This window comes from Occultella glacieicola (assembly GCF_004353825.1).
In the GTDB taxonomy this organism is placed as follows: Bacteria; Actinomycetota; Actinomycetes; order Actinomycetales; family Beutenbergiaceae; genus Occultella; species Occultella glacieicola.
Genome location: NZ_SMNA01000003.1, coordinates 496509 through 513444, shown reverse-complemented (window position 1 = coordinate 513444; position 16936 = coordinate 496509). Strand labels below are relative to the sequence as shown.

14 protein-coding genes are annotated in these 16936 nt (G+C 69.1%); 6 read left to right on the top strand and 8 right to left on the bottom strand.

Features of this window, described 5'->3' with window-relative positions; translation table 11 throughout:
• Positions 1-4: 4 nt before the first annotated feature.
• The 4 genes from EXU48_RS07895 to EXU48_RS07880 form a co-directional block, all read right to left on the bottom strand.
• Positions 5-1423 carry a glycosyltransferase gene (locus EXU48_RS07895; protein WP_133107074.1) on the bottom strand — a complete coding sequence of 473 codons (1419 nt, stop codon included), beginning with the start codon at positions 1421-1423 and terminating at the stop codon, positions 5-7.
• Positions 1420-3003, bottom strand: coding sequence for a glycosyltransferase family 4 protein (locus EXU48_RS07890; protein ID WP_133107073.1), 1584 nt, complete (start codon positions 3001-3003; stop codon positions 1420-1422). Before EXU48_RS07890 ends, EXU48_RS07895 begins: the two co-directional genes overlap by 4 nt.
• Complete coding sequence (locus tag EXU48_RS07885; RefSeq protein ID WP_133107072.1) at positions 3000-4106, bottom strand: glycosyltransferase family 1 protein; 1107 nt, start codon at positions 4104-4106, stop codon at positions 3000-3002. The genes EXU48_RS07890 and EXU48_RS07885 overlap by 4 nt, the downstream gene beginning before the upstream one ends.
• Positions 4107-4255: 149 nt before the next feature.
• The gene (locus EXU48_RS07880; RefSeq protein ID WP_133107071.1) at positions 4256-5320 is read right to left on the bottom strand and encodes a glycosyltransferase family protein; all 1065 of its coding nucleotides are present in this window, start codon (positions 5318-5320) and stop codon (positions 4256-4258) included.
• A 316-nt stretch (positions 5321-5636) separates the two neighbouring features.
• Between EXU48_RS07880 and EXU48_RS07875 the strand changes: the two genes are divergently transcribed.
• Positions 5637-6998, top strand: coding sequence for a glycosyltransferase (locus EXU48_RS07875; protein ID WP_235856897.1), 1362 nt, complete (start codon positions 5637-5639; stop codon positions 6996-6998).
• Positions 6995-7414, top strand: coding sequence for a hypothetical protein (locus tag EXU48_RS07870; protein ID WP_133107070.1), 420 nt, complete (start codon positions 6995-6997; stop codon positions 7412-7414). The genes EXU48_RS07875 and EXU48_RS07870 overlap by 4 nt, the downstream gene beginning before the upstream one ends.
• On the opposite strand, the gene EXU48_RS07865 is transcribed toward EXU48_RS07870, so the two are convergent.
• Genes EXU48_RS07865 through EXU48_RS07850 form a run of 4 tightly spaced genes read right to left on the bottom strand, consistent with a single transcriptional unit; the run spans position 7358 to position 11879 of the window.
• The gene (locus tag EXU48_RS07865; RefSeq protein ID WP_133107069.1) at positions 7358-9013 is read right to left on the bottom strand and encodes a glycosyltransferase family 4 protein; all 1656 of its coding nucleotides are present in this window, start codon (positions 9011-9013) and stop codon (positions 7358-7360) included. The genes EXU48_RS07870 and EXU48_RS07865 overlap by 57 nt on opposite strands.
• Positions 9010-10125: a glycosyltransferase family protein gene (locus EXU48_RS07860; protein ID WP_133107068.1), complete on the bottom strand. Its 1116-nt coding sequence runs from the start codon at positions 10123-10125 to the stop codon at positions 9010-9012. Before EXU48_RS07860 ends, EXU48_RS07865 begins: the two co-directional genes overlap by 4 nt.
• A 7-nt stretch (positions 10126-10132) precedes the next feature.
• Positions 10133-11044, bottom strand: a complete 912-nt coding sequence (locus tag EXU48_RS07855; protein ID WP_235856896.1) for an ABC transporter ATP-binding protein — start codon at positions 11042-11044, stop codon at positions 10133-10135.
• Positions 11022-11879: an ABC transporter permease gene (locus EXU48_RS07850; RefSeq protein ID WP_133107067.1), complete on the bottom strand. Its 858-nt coding sequence runs from the start codon at positions 11877-11879 to the stop codon at positions 11022-11024. The genes EXU48_RS07855 and EXU48_RS07850 overlap by 23 nt, the downstream gene beginning before the upstream one ends.
• Before the next feature lie 153 nt (positions 11880-12032).
• Here EXU48_RS07850 and EXU48_RS07845 point away from each other — a divergent pair, with 153 nt between their 5' ends.
• From EXU48_RS07845 to EXU48_RS07830, 4 genes are all read left to right on the top strand, one after another.
• Entirely contained in the window at positions 12033-14099 is a 2067-nt protein-coding gene (locus EXU48_RS07845; RefSeq protein WP_133107066.1) for an acyltransferase family protein, read from the top strand.
• Between the two features lie 95 nt (positions 14100-14194).
• The gene (locus EXU48_RS07840) at positions 14195-14809 is read left to right on the top strand and encodes an acyltransferase (protein ID WP_133107065.1); all 615 of its coding nucleotides are present in this window, start codon (positions 14195-14197) and stop codon (positions 14807-14809) included.
• A complete protein-coding gene (locus EXU48_RS07835; RefSeq protein WP_235856895.1) occupies positions 14806-15906 on the top strand; it encodes a DegT/DnrJ/EryC1/StrS family aminotransferase in 1101 nt (366 codons plus the stop codon). The genes EXU48_RS07840 and EXU48_RS07835 overlap by 4 nt, the downstream gene beginning before the upstream one ends.
• Entirely contained in the window at positions 15906-16898 is a 993-nt protein-coding gene (locus tag EXU48_RS07830) for a Gfo/Idh/MocA family protein (RefSeq protein ID WP_133107064.1), read from the top strand. Before EXU48_RS07835 ends, EXU48_RS07830 begins: the two co-directional genes overlap by 1 nt.
• The last annotated feature ends 38 nt before the right edge of the window (positions 16899-16936 follow it).

Genomic DNA, 16936 nt, shown 5'->3' with positions numbered 1-16936 from the left:
CCCACTACAGGGCGGCGTACGTCTGGTCGAGCTGCTCGATCTGGTGCTCCCAGGAGAAGCGGGCTGTGAACTCCTCCGACCGCGCCGAACCGCCGTAGACCTTGACGTTCTCGAGCGCCTCCCGGATCGCTCGGGCACAATCGCGGTGGTCGCTCGCCGTGAAGGTCGTGCCAATCCGATTCTCCCGCACGAACGCACCCATCAGCTTGAGATCGCTGACCACGATCGGCAGGCCGGCGAACAGATAGTCGAACAACTTGTTCGGCAGGGCCATCTCATGGTTCGGCAGGCCTGCGATCAGAGGGTGGATCCCTACGTCGGCCGTCCGGAGATAGGCAAGGATCTCCTCGGGTGCCACCGGATCGATGAGGTGGACCCGGTCCGACACTCCCGCCTTGCGAGCGGCCTTCATCAGCAGGGCTGCCCGCCAGTGGCTCGCGTCCGGCACACAGACGACGGCGAAGTGCACCTCGGGCAACAGTGAGAGTGCCTGGACCACGGTCGGCAGGCCGCGTTTCTCGTTCAGGACTCCCGAGTACACGACGAGCGGCGTACCCGGCTCGATCCCGGACTCGGTGCGCACGTCCTTCGCACACGTCGACTCGACCGTCAGGGACGGACTGTTGAGCACCACGCTCGGGGTCCGCCGCAGGTCGTAACGGTCACGGAGCGCCTCGGCGATCGGTTCGCTCACCGTGATGACGGCGTCGGCATCCCCGATCAGGTCCGACTCCATCGCCTTGAGTGCGTTCTCCTCGAGCACGGTGCGCGCGACGGTGCCGGGGATGTACTCGTGGGCGTCGTAGATCAGCCGTACCGCGCGGCCGGTCCGGGCAGCGCGCTGTTTGACCCGGACGCCGGCGCTGAGCAGGTGGATGTCGTGCACGTGCAGGATGTCGGGGGTCTCGGCAGCCATCCGGTCGGTGAACACCCGCTCGAGGTCGACGATGTTGGGTAGCTCGCTGCGCCAAGTCCGGCCCACGAACCGTGCGCGCAGGCCGTCGTACTTGCCCCACGCGAGCCGGAACGCCGGGTCCTGTGCCGCGCGGAGTGTGCGGCGAGCCCAATGGATCCCGCGTCGGGCGAGGATCTCGGGGGTGTCGCCCTTACTGGCGCGACGAGTGTTGAGTGCCTGACGACCGTGTTCCTCACGCTCACCGTCACGGTAGGCGGGCCACGAGGGCCGCCACGCGCGCCGGGCTCGGCGCCGTTCGACTTGCTCGTCGCGGCGCGTGTACGCGACCGGCAGGCCAACGGTCCGGGCCGGGCCGAGGGTGCCCTCGACAGGTTCGGTCGCGTCGAGTTCCCCGTAGAGCAGGGTGACGCGGTAGCCGAGGTCGGCGACCGCAACCGCAGTCTTGCGGACTCGCGCGTCCGAAGCGATGCCGCTGGCGACGACCATCACGACGTGTTCGCTGCTCACGGTTTCGTGATCTCCCTCGGCTCCAGTTGGGTGATGTGTGTGGCATCGGCGGCCCAGGCTCGCTCGGGCAGCGAACCAAGCAGGTCCGCATACACGTCGCGGATGGTCTCGACCTGGGCCGCCCAGGAGAACTCGTGCCGGAGGGCCTGGTCGCCGGCGATCCGGTCGCGGACCTCATTGACACGCGGAAGCAGCTCCCGTACCGCTCGAACGAGATCCTGGACGTCGCCGGCGATGTACACCCCGCCGAGGCCTCGTTCCTCGACGATCTCCGCCTGCGCGGGCGTGTCGCTGGTGATGATCGGGATCCCAGCGAGCAGGTACTCACAGAACTTGTTCGTGAGTGCGACGTCGTGGTTCGGCGCGTGCAGCAGAGTGCTCAGTCCGATCGTGACCCGGCCGAAGTAATGTGTCACGAACTCGGGCGGCACGAACGGGGCCACGTGAAAGCGATCCAGGACGCCCAGCGACCGGGCCTGCGCAAGCAGTTCCCGCGTCACGGGCCCGTTCGGCCGGTTGGTCACGAGCGCCAGATGCATCTCGGGCAGTTCGGCGAGAGCAGCGACAGCGGTCTGGACGCCCCGCGCACGGTTCACGCCGCCGCCGTAGACCATGAGCGGAACATCGTCCCCGAGCCCGACGACGTCGCGCAGATCCTTGAAGTCTTCGGGCGGGCGACCGACCATTGGTGCGTTGAGCACCACGTCAGGGGTCCGCTCGAGGTGGTAGTCGCGCTGGAGCCAGCCGGCCAGCGGTTCCGAGACCGTGATGATGCGATCCATTCGTGGGACGAACTCACGCTCAAGGTCGCAGTAGGCACCGATGGTCAATGCGGGAATGACGGCGACACCGGCGATGTACTCGTGGGCGTCGTAGACGAGTCGGACGGTCCGCCCCCGTGCGGCGGCCCGATCAGCGGCGTTCACGGCGACGCCGAGCATGAAGACGTCGTGGACGTGGATGATGTCGGGGCGAAGTTCGTCGAGGAGGCGACCGAGCGACTCCTCGTCGACGCGGGCGTTGGGCAGGGTCTCGCGCCAGCGACTCAACTCGGGATGCGCCTGGTAGTGCGCGATGGCCAGATCGCGGTCGGTGATCTCCTCGATGGCCTCGTCGGTGGGCCTGCCCCGGAGCCGAACTCCGAGCGCCTTGTTGTACAGCCTCTCGAGAGCGATCTGCCCGTGCCGGACGAGCGCCACCGGATAGGCGAGAGCGCCGTGCTGGCGCTCGCGCAGGGCGCGGGCCGCCCCCCGCCTGCGCTTGGCGGTGGCGCGGCGGCCGGCCTCGAGCCGGTCACGTGTGCCGGCACCGGGGCGCACCAGGTCGCGGACCGCGAGACCGAGGGGGGTGCGCTCGGCGGTGGGGGCGGCTGCGGGGGTCTGGGGGATGGGCACCGGCTCGATGAGGATGTGGCCGTTGCCCAGAGCGAAACTACGGTGGTGCCCCTTGCGCACAACCCCGACGCCCGTGACCCGCAGTCCGAGCGAGTCCGCACTGGCGATGTATTTCAACACGCGGGCATCGACGAGGACGTCATTGCCGGGCATGTAGACGACGTGTGGCGGCCGATCCGAGGTCACTGCTGCCCTTCCTCCAGGAAGTTTCGAAGAATACCGGCCGAAATGCTGCCGTCGTGCACGGCGCGAACATAGCCGAGCCCGTCGGCGGCCCGCGTCCGGGCGGTCGTCGGGTCGTCGATGATGCTCTCGATCACACTGGCGAGGTCGCTGCCGTCCGCCTGAATGATCGGCAACTCGCCGGCCCCCACGGAGGTTGCGTGCTCGCGGACCAGATCGGACACGTTCCCGACGACGACGCGCCCGGCCGCCATCGCCTCACACGCGGCCACACCGTAACTGCCGAGGCGGAACTGGTCGAGCACGATGTCCGCCTCGGTGTACACCCGCGTCATCTCCGCAGCGGGCACACCCTCGATCCTGCGGTACTCGATGGCGCCGCGCGCCACGAGGTCCGCGAGGGCGGTCTCGACGAGGTCCGTTCCCTTGACGTGGCTCTTGCTCGGCGCATGAACCACGACCGGAACCTTGCGCTGCATCGGCGGCACGTCGGTGTGCCACCGATCCACGTCGACGACCACGGGACACCAGGTGGCCTCCGGAAGGTCGAGCAGGAGATCCGGTGTGGAGACGAAAGCCGGTCCGCTGAACGCATCGATCCTGGCGATGTTGCGTGCCGCCCGATCCTCCAACAGCGGCGTCTCCGGAACGAGGTCGCCTCGGAAGGGTGAGTAGTCGTAGGCGGCGGCGTGTCGGCTGGGGAGTCGCACATCGGTTCCATGGGCGATCACGGCGACGGCGAGGCCCGCCCTCGTCAGGAGCTTCGACTCGGTGAGGAAGTTCAGTCCGTAAGAACGCCCGAACAGGGGGCGCGCAGCCTCGAACAGGACGTGCGTGAACTGCCCGCGGACGTAGGCCAACAGACGCTCGTGGAACTCGAAGTCGTCGAGGTAGGTCGCCTGCGGCACGAGGTAGTCCACCGGGAAGTCGAACGCTCCTGGCACGTGTGGAGCGAATGAGACAGCGGAGACATCTGGGACGGACCGTTCGACGGCTCGGGCCCACAGGTAGCCCTGGCCCGCGAAGTTCGCGGGGCCGACGAACAGCCGGACGGCGGTGTCCGGGACGGCGGGCCGACCCTCGTCGCCGTCGTCCGGTCCACCCACGTGAACCTCGCGGCCCATGGCCCGTTCGACCGTGGCGCGAGGCAGGCGATCCTTCACCGATGTGAGCAAGCGTCGAAGCGGTCCAGGAAGGTGTCGACGGGAGTCGGCGACGGTTCGTGCCATCGTCGTCAGCAACCGGCGGGCGTGATTCATCGGTTCGCTCCGACGAAGGTCTCCAGCACCTCGGCGGACCGGACGCCGTTGTGCACGCGTTCGACGAACGCCTCGCCACGCTCACCCAGGACTGGCCACCCGTCGCGGGAGCCGAGCAGGCCTCGCAGGACCGGGGCCAGATCGTCGGGGTCGGCCTGCACGATCGGGAGGTCGGTGCCGGTGCTCTCCCGCACGTGTCGACGGACCGAGTCGCGGACATTGCCGACCACCACACAGCCGGCGGCCATGGCCTCGCAGGCCGCGACCCCGTAGCTCCCGATCCGGAACTGGTCGAGGACGATGTCCGCGGAGCGGTACACGCCGGGCATCGCCGCCGAGGGCACCTTCGTGATGCGCCGGTATTCGATCAACCCGTCCGCATGGAGTTGCTCCAGGATCGGCTCGATGAGTTCGGTGCCTTTCACGGCGGCGCGGCTCGGCGCGTGGACGACGACGGGGCGCGTGGGGATCGTGCGGGGCTCTGAGCGCCACCGCTCGGGATCGACGACCACCGGGCACCACGACGCGGTTGGCACGTCGTCCAGCAGGTCCGGTGTCGACACGAAGACCGGGGCGTCGAGATCGGCGAGCCGGCGGGCGTTGAGGCGGGCCAGCACTTCCAGTTCCTTGGTCTTGCGATAGCCCGGCACCAGGAACGGGGACCAGGGGTTGTCGCGGATGTGGCGGCTGGGCAGACGGATATCGCTGCCGTGACAGATCGTGGCGACCTCGACACCGCTCTGACGCAGTCTCCCTGCCTCGGCGCTGAAGTCCTCACCCAGGTGGAGGCCGAGCAGCGGTTGCTCGGCCTCGAAGAGGACGTGGCTGAAGGATCCGGTGAGGTATTCGAGCTGATCCCGCGCCCAGATCTCGTTGTCCCAGTAGATCCCCACCGGGACCGTGTAGTCGATCTCGAAGGCGAAGCCGTTCTCGCGAGTGGGGGCGAACGAGACCGCTGCCAGATTCCCGTCGGCCTGCTCCAACGCGCGCGCCCACCGGAAGCCCTGACCGGCATGGTTGGCCGGGCCGATGAAGACCGTGATGTCGCGCTCCGGTGGCACGGGACGTGGTTGGAGTCCCTCGGGGAGGGTGATCGCACGTGGTTGGGGTCCGGGCTCCTCCACGGGCTCCGCCACAACGGGCTCGACCCGGGCAGCCGGACCCCTGAGGGCATCGCGGAGCGGCTTGAGCCGATCGCGGACGGGCTTCGGCACCCGACGCCACACCCGGCGCAGTCCTCGCAGCCCGGAGTCGGTCACGGCCAGTTCCCTTCGTGGTGATTCAGGGCGCGGCACGCTCCTGTTCTCGCGGTCACGCTATTGTAACGAGGGCCGCGGACCGAACCCCACGTGGGCCAGCCGACGGAAAGACCACGACGTGACCCAACCGCACCTCCTCTACGTCGCGTGGGGATACCCGCCGTGTCGCGGTGGAGGCGTGTACCGGGCCCTGGCCACGGCGAACGCGTTCGCGAGGTCGGGCTGGCGGGTGACGGTGCTGACCGCCGACCGGGACACCTTCGATCGGTACACCGGCACCGACCCGTCGCTGGAGTCCCGGATCGACCCGGACATCACGGTGATGCGGGTCCCCTTCGAATGGCCCGCGCAGGATGCCGACATCCGCACCTATTCCTGGCTGCGGGCCCAGTTACCGCAGGCATGGCATCGCTGGCGTGGACTGCTGGACCGGCGGTCGTTTCCCGAGCGCGGATACGGCCCATGGCGCGGGCCCTTGGAGCGGGCCGCGCGCAGCATCCACGCCGCCGACCCGGTCGACCTCGTCGTGTCGACGGCCAATCCCTACGTCACGTTCACCGCTGCCGACGCTCTCGCCAAGGACGGGGTGCCTTACGTGCTGGACTACCGGGACGCCTGGACGCTCGACGTCTTCTCCGGCCGCACGCTCACCGGCCGATGGAGTCGGATCGGACGATGGGAGCAGCGGCTCCTCGCGGGCGCACGCGAGGTCTGGTTCGTGAACGAGCCGATCCGGGACTGGCACGCCGCTCGCTATCGGGAGGTCGCCGACCGGATGCACGTGGTCGCGAACGGCTGGGATCCGGATCTCCTCCGGAGCGAGGACCGGTCGCCTGCAACGGGCAGGTCGGAGGCGGCGGAGATCGCAGGTGTCGACGAACCCCCGCGGCCGCGGTTCGGCTACGTCGGCACGATGACCCGCATGGTGCCGCTGACCGAGCTCATCGACGGCTGGGAACTGGCCAAACGGAACGGGTCGTTGCCGACCGGGGCGACCCTGTCGCTGGCCGGCTACCTCGGCTACTTCGCGGTCCCCGACCCGCAGATGCTGGCGACGATCGAGCGCGGGCGCTCGTTCGGGGTGTCCTATGACGGGCCGATCGCCAAGAACGACGTGGGCGCCTACTACGCCGATGTCGACGTACTCGTCCTGGCTCTGGGCGCGGGCCGCTATGTGACGAGCGGCAAGGTCTTCGAATACCTCGCCACCGGACTGCCGATCGTCTCGGTCCACGATCCCCGGAACGCCGCGGCCACGGTGCTGCGTGGATACCCGCTGTGGGTGCCGACCGACGCCACGGACGCGGCTGCGGTCGCGGTCGCGCTCGGCAGGGGTTGGCAGCTGGCCCGGGGCGCCGACCCGAGCCTCGCCGCCGTGGCGCTGGAGTTCGCCGAGCAGTTCCGTCGGGACCGTCAGTTCGCTCCTCGGCTCCGGGCGCTCAGTGACATCAGCCCCGCACGGCAGGGGACGAGCGGATGAGGTCGGTCGTCGTCCTAGCGGGCACCACGAACGGTGCTGCCGCGGTACGGGAACTCGTCCGGAATGTGCCCGACGACATCGAGGTCACCGTGGTCCTGGCCGGATCCGGCGCGACGACCGAGGGGGTTCGCCGCCTCGAGGTGTCGTCGTCCCCGCTCCGGCCCCAGCGCAAGGTGTCGGGGAAGGACGCGGTGGGTCACGTCGTGGCCGTCCTGCTGGGTCGGACTAACGCGGCCGGGTTCGAGCGGAACGGGCTCCGCAGCGCAGCGGTTCGCGCGGTTCTGGAATCTGCCGACCTGATCGTGGCCCTGGACGCCGACGCCGTCCCGCTGGCGTGGCGAGCACGTCGGCTGAGCGGATCAGCCGCGATCCTCAACGGCCTCCAGGCGGCTGCGCGTGCCGTCGGGCAGCGCTAGAGCCTCGTCTTCGTCCGCCTCCGGGTTCGGGTCCTCGACGCCCTCCGAGGCAGGCTGGGGATCGTGGACCGGTTCGAGGTCCGGCCACGGGTCGCGCGGCCCGCTCTCGGTCTCCGATACCTCCCAGGGGATCGCCTCCTCGGGAACCTCCGGACGGATCCCCGTCACGCGGGTGTAGAGGTCGACGAGCGTGGTCGCCTGGTGCTGCCAGGAGAGTTCCTCGAGGAGGGGCTTCGTGATCGCGTTCCGATAGCCGTCGAGGTCGGCCAGCAGGTCACGGACGGCCCGGGCGAGGTCGGCTGAGTCCTCGGCGACGAACACTTCGCCGACACCATGCTTCCGCACGAACGCCGACGGCGTGGCCAGGTCACTGACGAGGAGTGGTAGGCCGCCGTGGAGGTACTCCGGCAGCTTGGTGGGTAGCGACGCTTCGTAGTTCGGATAATGGACACCGGCGAACACGCCGATGTCGGCCGAGGAGAGGTAGGCCGAGATCTGGAACGTGGGCACGTAGGGTGCCGTGTGCACCCGGTCCCTGACCCCGAGTTCCTCGGCGCGTTTCAGCAGCGTGTGCAGCGGACCGGTGGTCTCGGGCTCCCGGGTGACGATCGCGAGGTGGACGTCGCGCACGGCCGGCAATGCCTCGATCACGGTGTGCAGCCCGCGTCGTGGATCGACCGAACCGCTGCTCACGATGAGCGGCACACCCGGGTCCAGGCCGATCCGCTCCCGCAGGCTCGGCGCGTCATCGGTGCGAACGTCGGCCAGGGGGGCGTTGCGGACGACGGCGGGAGGCTCGTCGAGCGCATACTCGTCGGCGAGCATCTCGGCGATCTCGGGACTGACCGTCACCAAGGCATCGGGCGCCGCGATGTACTCCCGCTCGTGGTCCACGTACGCAGCCGAGATGCGTTCCGAGCCCCAGTCGACCGCGGAGACATGCTCGTGGATGTCGTGGATCCAGCCCACGGCACGGCCGCGAGCCCGCAGGGCCGAGACCGCCTCGTGGGCCACGCCGATCATGGCGGGATCGTTGGAGTGGATCAGGTCCGGGGCCAGGCTCACCAACGCGGGCGCGAAGGCATCGCGCCAGTCGAGGAAGGCTGGGAGGTCCTCCCGCCAGGTGACATCCTCGGGGTTCTTGTCCGGGAGCGTGCTGCGGTGGCTGCCGGCCCCCCAGGAGCGGACCTTGTGGCTGACGCGTGGCCCGAGCAGCCGGGTCTCGAGAAGTATCCGTCGCAGGAGCCCCGCCGGGCCGGACCGCTGGGGGAGCCGCTCCCGCTCCCGCCGGATCCGGCGGCTCAGCCGGCGACCGGCGTTCACCTGTTCGGACGTGTGTCGATAGGCGCCCGGGAACAGGGGACTGCGGATCTCGACCCAGCGGGCCGCGAACTCGTCACGGTGTGCGGTTCCGATTCCGCGCCGGATCACCCGGACGGAGCCGAGCCAGGACCGGGGCTCTCCACCGATCCCGTCGAAGCCGAGCAGGGCGACCTCCCAACCGGCCCTGGCCGCCGAGATGGCGGCCTTCTGGACCCGGGAGTCCCCCGTGATCTTGCTCTGGACCACGATGACGAGCCGTGGCTTGCGGGTAGTCACTCGTTGTCCCCCGGGTGATCGGCTTTCGGCTGGTTGTCGGTCAGGTCGGTCACGACGCGCACGAAGTCGGCCGTCGGATCGGCCGCCACGAGTTCCTCGGCCCGCCAGATCAGGGCGCGATCACGGAGGCGAGCCAACTCCTGCGGACGATCGGTCCATCCGGCGAGAACCTGGCCCGCCTCGGCGGAGCCCGTGACCACGACGCCCGCGCCGCTGGAGCGGAGCAGTTCGGCCGGGCGCGGTAGTCCGGTGGTGAGCACCGGGAGGCCGGTCGCGAGGTACTCGTAGATCTTGGACGGCATCGCGGCCCGGAAGGCCGGCGTGTCGTCCAGGAGGGAGAGACCGACGCTGGCCCCGGTTGCGGCGGCCCAGGCGTCGGCCGGGGGTAGTCGATCGCGCCACTGGACGCGGGCAGCCAGGGCCGGATCCTCGGCCAGACATGCCTCGAACCGGCCTCGGTCCGCTTCGGCCATCGGGCCGATGAGGTCCAGTCGCCACGCGGGCGCCGAGCGCACCGCCTCCACCATCGCGAACAGGCCACGACTTGCCCGGATGTCCCCGATGTACAGAGCTCGCCTGGGCAGCGACGGGGTCGACGGCTCCGGCACCATCGTGAGGTCGGGAACGTTACGCAACACCACGCGACGGTCCAGGTCGGGTAGCAGATGGGCATCCGCCACGACGGTCGCGTCGGAACGCGCCGCAGCGAAGAGGCCCAGCCGCGCCCAGATCGATGCGGGCAGGCGGCGGATGCCCCGTGCCCAGGCCCGGTCCGCGAGCAGTGCGCGGTAGTCCTCATGCACGTCGCTGATCAGGCTCCGTCGGGTCAACCGACTGTTGAGCCAGCCGGCGAACGACGAGTCGGGATCGAGTGTCATCAGCACCCGGCCGTGCGCGCGCCAGGGCAACGACATGGCGAACGATGCGCGCCGCACCCCGTGCCGTCGGGCGAACACGCGGATGTCGGCACCGGAGGGCCCGTCCTCGGCCCTCCCGAGTCCGAGCACCTCGACGCTCAGGCCCGCCCGTCGGAGCGCGGCGACCTGACGGTGCAGCCGAGCATCCGCGACGTCGTGCGCCGAGGTGATGATCGAGAGGTCGACCTGGTGCACGCGTCCGTCAGAGGTCCTCGAAGGTATAGGCGTTCTCGCCCACCTTGAGGAAGTTCGTGTAGGCACGGATCGCCCGCCGCGGGGAACCCTGCATGATCAGTTCGCCCTTGTGGATCCAGAGCACCTCGTTGCACATCTCCCGGATCGATCCGAGTGAATGGGAGACCAGGAACATCGCGCGGGCGCTCTCCATGAGTTCGGCCATCTTGGCGGTGGCCTTCACCTTGAAACTCGCGTCACCCGCCGAGAGCGCCTCGTCGACGAGCAGGATGTCGGGGTCCATGTGGACCGAGACGGAGAACGCGAGACGCTGGTACATCCCCGAGGAGTAGGTGCGCATCGGCATGTCCATGAAGTCGCCGATCTCCGCGAAGTCGGCGACCTCGTCGGCGCGCTCCTTCACCTCGGCACGGGTCAGTCCCGCGGCGAGGCCGCCCAGGATCACGTTCTCCCGGCCGGTCAGGTTCGGATTGAACCCGACCCCGAGGGCAAGGAGGGCACTGATCCGGCCGCGGACCTCGATGCGGCCCTGACTCGGTGGCAGGACTCCCGCGATGGCGCGCATCAGTGTCGACTTTCCCGCGCCGTTGGCCCCGATGATCCCGACCGAGGTTCCCGGCTTGATGTCGAACGACATGTTCTTGACCGCATCGACGACCTTCACCTTGCGCTCGCCCCGACCCAGCCGAACGATGGTGTTCTTGAGGGTCGGAGCCGCCTCGAACGTCGTCCGATAGGTGATCGATACGTTCTGGACGGAGACGACCGGCGGGGGAGCGGCGGCCGTGGCCGGGGGTTGAGCCGGTTCGCCGACGTGCGGGGCGGTCGGGTTCGCTCCGTCCTCGGGGCCCGCGACCGGAACCTCCGTGCCGCCCGGAGTCGGCGTCGGTGTGGAATCAGAGGCGGACAGTGAACTCACGCTCCCTAGACATGAACAGCAGTGATCCGCCCACGAAGGCGAGAACGGCCCAGATCGACGCGGCCAGCCACATCTTCGGCTCGGGGATGATCCCGCGAAGCAGCAGGTCGGTCCAGCTACCGATCAGCGAGTACAAGGGGTTGAGCACCATCAGGTCCTGGAACTGCTCCGGAGCCTCGTCGGCGAACCAGAGCACAGGCGAGAGATACAGCCAGATCCGGACGAGGTAGGGCAGGAAGCTCGACGTGTCCCGGAAGTAGACCTGGACCGTCGCGAAGATGGCGGCCATCCCGATACAGAAGATGACCGTGAGCCCCAGGAAGACGCTCGCCAACAGCATCTGGGGGCTCCAGACTCCGCCGGCCAGGATGTGGATGAGAAAGTACACCGGGACGGTGGGCAGGAACCGGAAGAACGCGGTCCGCACGGCCGCGAAAGGCAGCAGCAGCCGTGGGAAGTTCATGTTCATGATGAGCTTCCCGCCCCCCGTCACCGACTGGGCGCCCTGGGTGATGCTCCCCGAGACGAAGTAGAAGAGGAAGAGCCCGCAGGTGATGTGGGCCAGGGTCTCGAATCCGCCGGCACTCTGGCGGATCACGCTCACGAGCACGTAGTACACCAGGGCAAGGAGTGTCGGGTTGAGCACCAACCAGAGCTGGCCGAAGAGGGTCTGCGTGTTCGCTGCACGGATACCGGCGCGTGAGAACTCTGCGGCGAACTCCCGACGGGCCCACAACTGCCTGGTGTAAGGGCCGAGTTTCGGGAGGCCGGCCCGGTGTGGCTCGTAGATGTGGAGTTCATCGACGGGCGAGGTGTTCTCGGTGACACTCGCCATGGCGACTCTCTCTCACTTCGGGATCCGGACGATGGCACGGTGGCCAGCCACAAGGATAGGACGTACCGGGCGGTGGCCCGTCGGAAGTGGTCGGGACCGGTGCACCGCGAGCTATGCTCGCCCGGGACTACGGCGAAGTGAGGACAGTAGGGCTTGAGCCAGGACCAACGCCAGAGCACGGGGGGCTTCCGCCCGGAGATCCAAGGTTTGCGCGCCATCGCGGTCGGCCTGGTCGTCATCTACCACCTGTGGCCGCTGCGGATGCCCGGGGGCTACGTCGGCGTCGATGTGTTCTTCGTCATATCGGGTTACCTGATCACGTCCCACATCTTCCGAGAGGTGGAGCGGACGGGCTCGCTCTCGCTGTCCTCCTTCTGGGCGCGACGGATCCGACGACTCCTGCCCGCGTCGCTGCTGGTGCTGGCGGTCTCCGCCGTCGCGGTCGTGCTCTGGGTGCCGGAGACCCTCTGGAGTCAGTCCGCCCGTCAGATCGGCGCCAGCGCGCTCTACGTCCAGAACTGGGTGCTGGCGTCCGACGCCGTCGACTACATGGCCCAGGGCAATGTCCCGACCGTGGCACAGCACTTCTGGTCGCTGTCCGTGGAGGAGCAGTTCTACGTGCTGTGGCCGCTCCTGGTGCTGGGCACGATCGTGCTGGTCCGGCGGACCGGCATGTTCGGCGGTGATCGTCGGCTGGCGTTGACCGTGATCCTCGGGATCGTCGGCATCGCATCGCTCGTCTGGTCGGTGGTCGAGACCGGGGCCAACCAGGCGTCGGCGTACTTCGTGACCCCGACCAGGATCTGGGAGTTCGTCATCGGCGCCGCTCTGGCGCTGCTGCCGCTGCGGGCTCCCGGGCGTTGGGCGCCGGTCCTCGGGCTCCTGGGTCTGGGAGCAATCGTCTACAGCGGGTTCGCCTACACCGGGGCGACGGCCTTCCCGGGCTGGCTGGCCGCCGTCCCGACCCTGGGTGCGGCCGCTGTGATCCTCGCGGGGTCGACCTCCCAGCCGTGGAGTGCGGGCAGGTTGCTGTCCTGGCGCCCGATGACCTTCGTCGGGGACATCTCGTACTCCGTCTATCTCTGGCACTGGCCGCTCATCGTCGTGGTGCCCTACGTCATCGGCTCCTCGCTGGTGGCCTGGCAGAAGATCCTGATCGGCGCGGTGTCGCTCCTGCTGGCCTGGGTCACGAAGGTGGTTGTCGAGGACCGGTTCCGGACCACGGGCTGGATCGCGCGTGCGCGGGCGAACGCCTACCGGTTCGCCGTCGTCGGAATGGTCACGGTGGTCGCCATGGGCCTCGGGATCGGCGCCGCGCTGGACAGCCGCGAGGCTGCGGCACAGGAGGCGTTCACGCAGGCCCAGCAACAGGACTGCTTCGGACCGGCCGCGATCGCCGCCCCAGACGCATGCGGTTCCGTGATCGGAGCAGGGCCCGTCAACCCGCCACCCGAAGTGGTCGCCGAGCAGAACTCCGAGCCGCGGTTCCCTGACTGCCAGACCAGCCTTGCCTCGGCTGCCCTCCGGTCCTGCACGATCGGAAGTTCCGACCCCGACCCCGAGCGGGTGATCGCGATGATCGGAGACTCGCACGGCACCCAGTGGTTCACCGCCCTGGACGCGTTGGGGCGGGAGCGGAACTGGCAGGTGCGCACCTACACGAAGTCGAGCTGCCCGCCGACCAACGCCCTCCGGGGACTGCCGAGCGAGCAGACCGGTGAGGCACAACAGCTGTGCACCGAATGGCTCGCCGCGGTGAATGCTGATCTCGCGGCGCACCCGGAGATCACCGACATCGTCACGACCGCCTACTCATCCGCGTACACCTACGAATCGGCGCCCGGAGAGGACTACGCGGATCCCGCGAGCGACGGGTACGCCGACGTATGGTCGCAGTGGATCGAGCAGGGTCATCCGGTCCACGTGATCGCCGCGGTCCCGAGGACCCAGGGGGAGAATGTCCCCGACTGTCTCGCGACGGCGCAGGTCCCGATCGACTGCGCGACGGACCGGGCGGACGCCGTTCCGGCCGACCCGCTCGTCGCCGCGGCGGACTCGGCCGGGGCGAACCTGATCGACCTGACCGACCACTTCTGCGACGAGACCACGTGCTATCCGGTCATCGGTGACGTGATCGTGTACCGCGACTACAGCCACATCTCGGCCGAATACTCGGTAGCGCTCGTGCCCTTCCTCGCCGAGGGCATCGATGCCGCGTAGGGACGGCGGTCTGGGACCTTCGGTCCGATCGCCGATTCCGAGGACTGTACGCTTGACGCGCTTCGACCCACCCCGAACACCACGGAGGCCATCCCTTGAACGTGCGCATCGTCGACACCGCGGACGTGGACGACCGAGCCACCATCGGTGACGGGTCCTCCGTCTGGCACCTGGCCCAGGTCCGGGAGAACGCGGTCCTCGGCGAGAACTGCATCGTGGGGCGGGGCGCGTACATCGGCACCGGGGTACGGATGGGGGACAACTGCAAGGTGCAGAACTACGCCCTGGTCTACGAGCCGGCGGTGCTCGAAGCGGGGGTGTTCGTCGGCCCTGCCGCCGTGTTGACCAACGACACGTTCCCGCGCTCGGTCAACCCGGACGGCTCACTCAAGAGCGGCGCCGACTGGGAGGCCGTCGGGGTGACGTTGCGCGAAGGGGCCTCGGTCGGGGCCCGCGCGGTCTGCGTCGCCCCCGTGACGGTCGGCCGCTGGGCCACCGTGGCGGCGGGCGCGGTCGTGACGAAGGATGTGCCGGACTTCGCGCTGGTCGCCGGCGTCCCGGCACGGCGGATCAAGTGGGTCGGCCGAGCCGGAGTGCCACTCGAGGAGGCCGGCGACGGCCAATGGCGCTGCCCGACCACGGGCGAGACCTATCACGAAACCGGCGGCGTGCTCACGCTGGCCGGTCAGGACACGGAGGAACCGAAGTGAACCAACCCATGATCCCGGCGGCGAAGCCGATCGTCGGCGACGAGGAGCGCGCCGCGGTCGACCGCGTCCTGCGCAGCGGCATGATCGCCCAGGGGCCGGAGGTCGCCGCCTTCGAGCAGGAGTTCGCGACCGAGCTCGTCGCCGGGCGTACCTGCGTGGCCGTCAACTCGGGCACTTCCGGGCTGCACCTCGGGCTGCTGGCGGCCGGTGTCGGCCCGGGCGACGAGGTCATCGTGCCCTCCTTCACGTTCGCCGCGACCGGCAACTCGGTGGCGCTCACCGGCGCGACCCCGGTGTTCGCCGACATCGAGGGGACCTACTTCAACCTCGACCCGGCCAGTGTGCGGGCCGCGATCACCGAGCGCACCAAGGGCATCATGCCGGTCCACCTGTACGGGCATCCGGCGGCGATGACCGAGCTGCGCGCCATCGCGCACGAGCACGGACTGCGCCTGTTCGAGGACGCGGCGCAGGCCCACGGCGCCACCCTCGACGGAGCCCCGGTCGGATCCTTCGGCGACTTCGCGATGTTCTCGCTGTACCCGACGAAGAACATGACCTCCGGTGAGGGCGGCATGGTCTCGTGCGCCACCGACGAGATCGCCCGTAACGTTCGGCTCCTGCGCAACCAGGGCATGGAGAAGCAGTACGCGAACGAACTGATCGGCTTCAACGCCCGGATGACGGACATCCACGCCGCCATCGGACGGGTGCAGCTGACCAAGGTCGCCGCCTGGACCCGGAGCCGCCAGGACAACGCCGCGTTCTTGGACGCGAACCTCGAGGGCGTGCTCACCCCGGCTGTGGCGGAGGGCGCTACCCACGTCTACCACCAATACACGATCCGCGTCTCCGGTGACCGGGACGCCTTCGCGACCGCTTTGCGTGAGGAGCACGCGGTCGGCTGCGGCGTCTATTACCCGATCCCCAACCACCGGCTCGAGTCCCTCAAGGCATACGCCCCGGGCCTGGACCTCCCGGAGACCGAGAAGGCGGCCCGCGAGGTCATCTCGCTGCCGGTCCACCCCTCGCTCTCGCAGGAGGACCTCGACCGCATCGTCACCGCGGTGAACACGGTCGCGAAGGCGGGTGCGTGATGGCGAACCTGCGCGCCGGCCTCATCGGTCTCGGCATGATGGGGCGTCACCACGCCCGTGTGCTCCGATCGCTCGACGGCGTCGACCTCGTGGCCGTCGCCGACCCCGGCGGCGACCCGCACGGCGTGGCCGGTGACCTCGACGTGCTCCCGGACGTCCATGCGCTGATCGCGGCGGGCATCGACTACGCGATGGTCGCGGTGCCGACGCAGTTCCACACCGAGACCGGGCTCGCCCTGGCTGAGGCCGGGGTGCACGCACTCATCGAGAAGCCGCTCGCGAAGGACACCGAGGGCTCCCGTGCGCTCGCGGAGGCGTTCGAGAGCAGGGGACTCGTCGGCGCCGTCGGACACATCGAGCGGTACAACCCGGCGCTGCAGTCCCTGCGCGCACGCCTCGAGGCCGGAGAGCTCGGCGACGTCTACCAGATCGCGACCCGACGCCAGGGCCCGTTCCCGGCCAGGATCGCCGATGTGGGCGTCGTCAAGGATCTCGGCACCCACGACATCGACCTCACCGCCTGGGTGGCGCAGCAGTCCTACACCTCGGTCGCAGCGCGGACGGCGTTCAAGAGTGGTCGCGAGTTCGAGGACCTGGTCGCGATCACCGGCATGTTGTCCGGCGGCATCGTCACCAACCACCTGGTGAACTGGCTGTCCCCGATGAAGGAACGGCTCACCGTGGTGACGGGGGAGAAGGGGACGTTCCTGGCGGACACGCTGCTCGCGGACCTGACGTTCTACGCGAACGGCCTGATCCAGACCCAGTGGGACGACGTCGCCCAGTTCCGCGGCGTGTCCGAAGGGGACGTGGTGAGGTTCGCGATCAGCAAGCCGGAGCCGCTGAAGACCGAGCACGAGGCGTTCCGGGACGCGGTACTGGGCAAGCCGGCCGACATCGTCACGATGAAGCAGGGCTCGGCCACGGTGGCCGTGGCCGAGGCCGCCATCGAGTCGGCCCGTACCGGCCAGACCATCCAGCTCGAGGCCTGAGCACCGAAGCCGACGAGAGCGGCCCGGCACCTACCTAC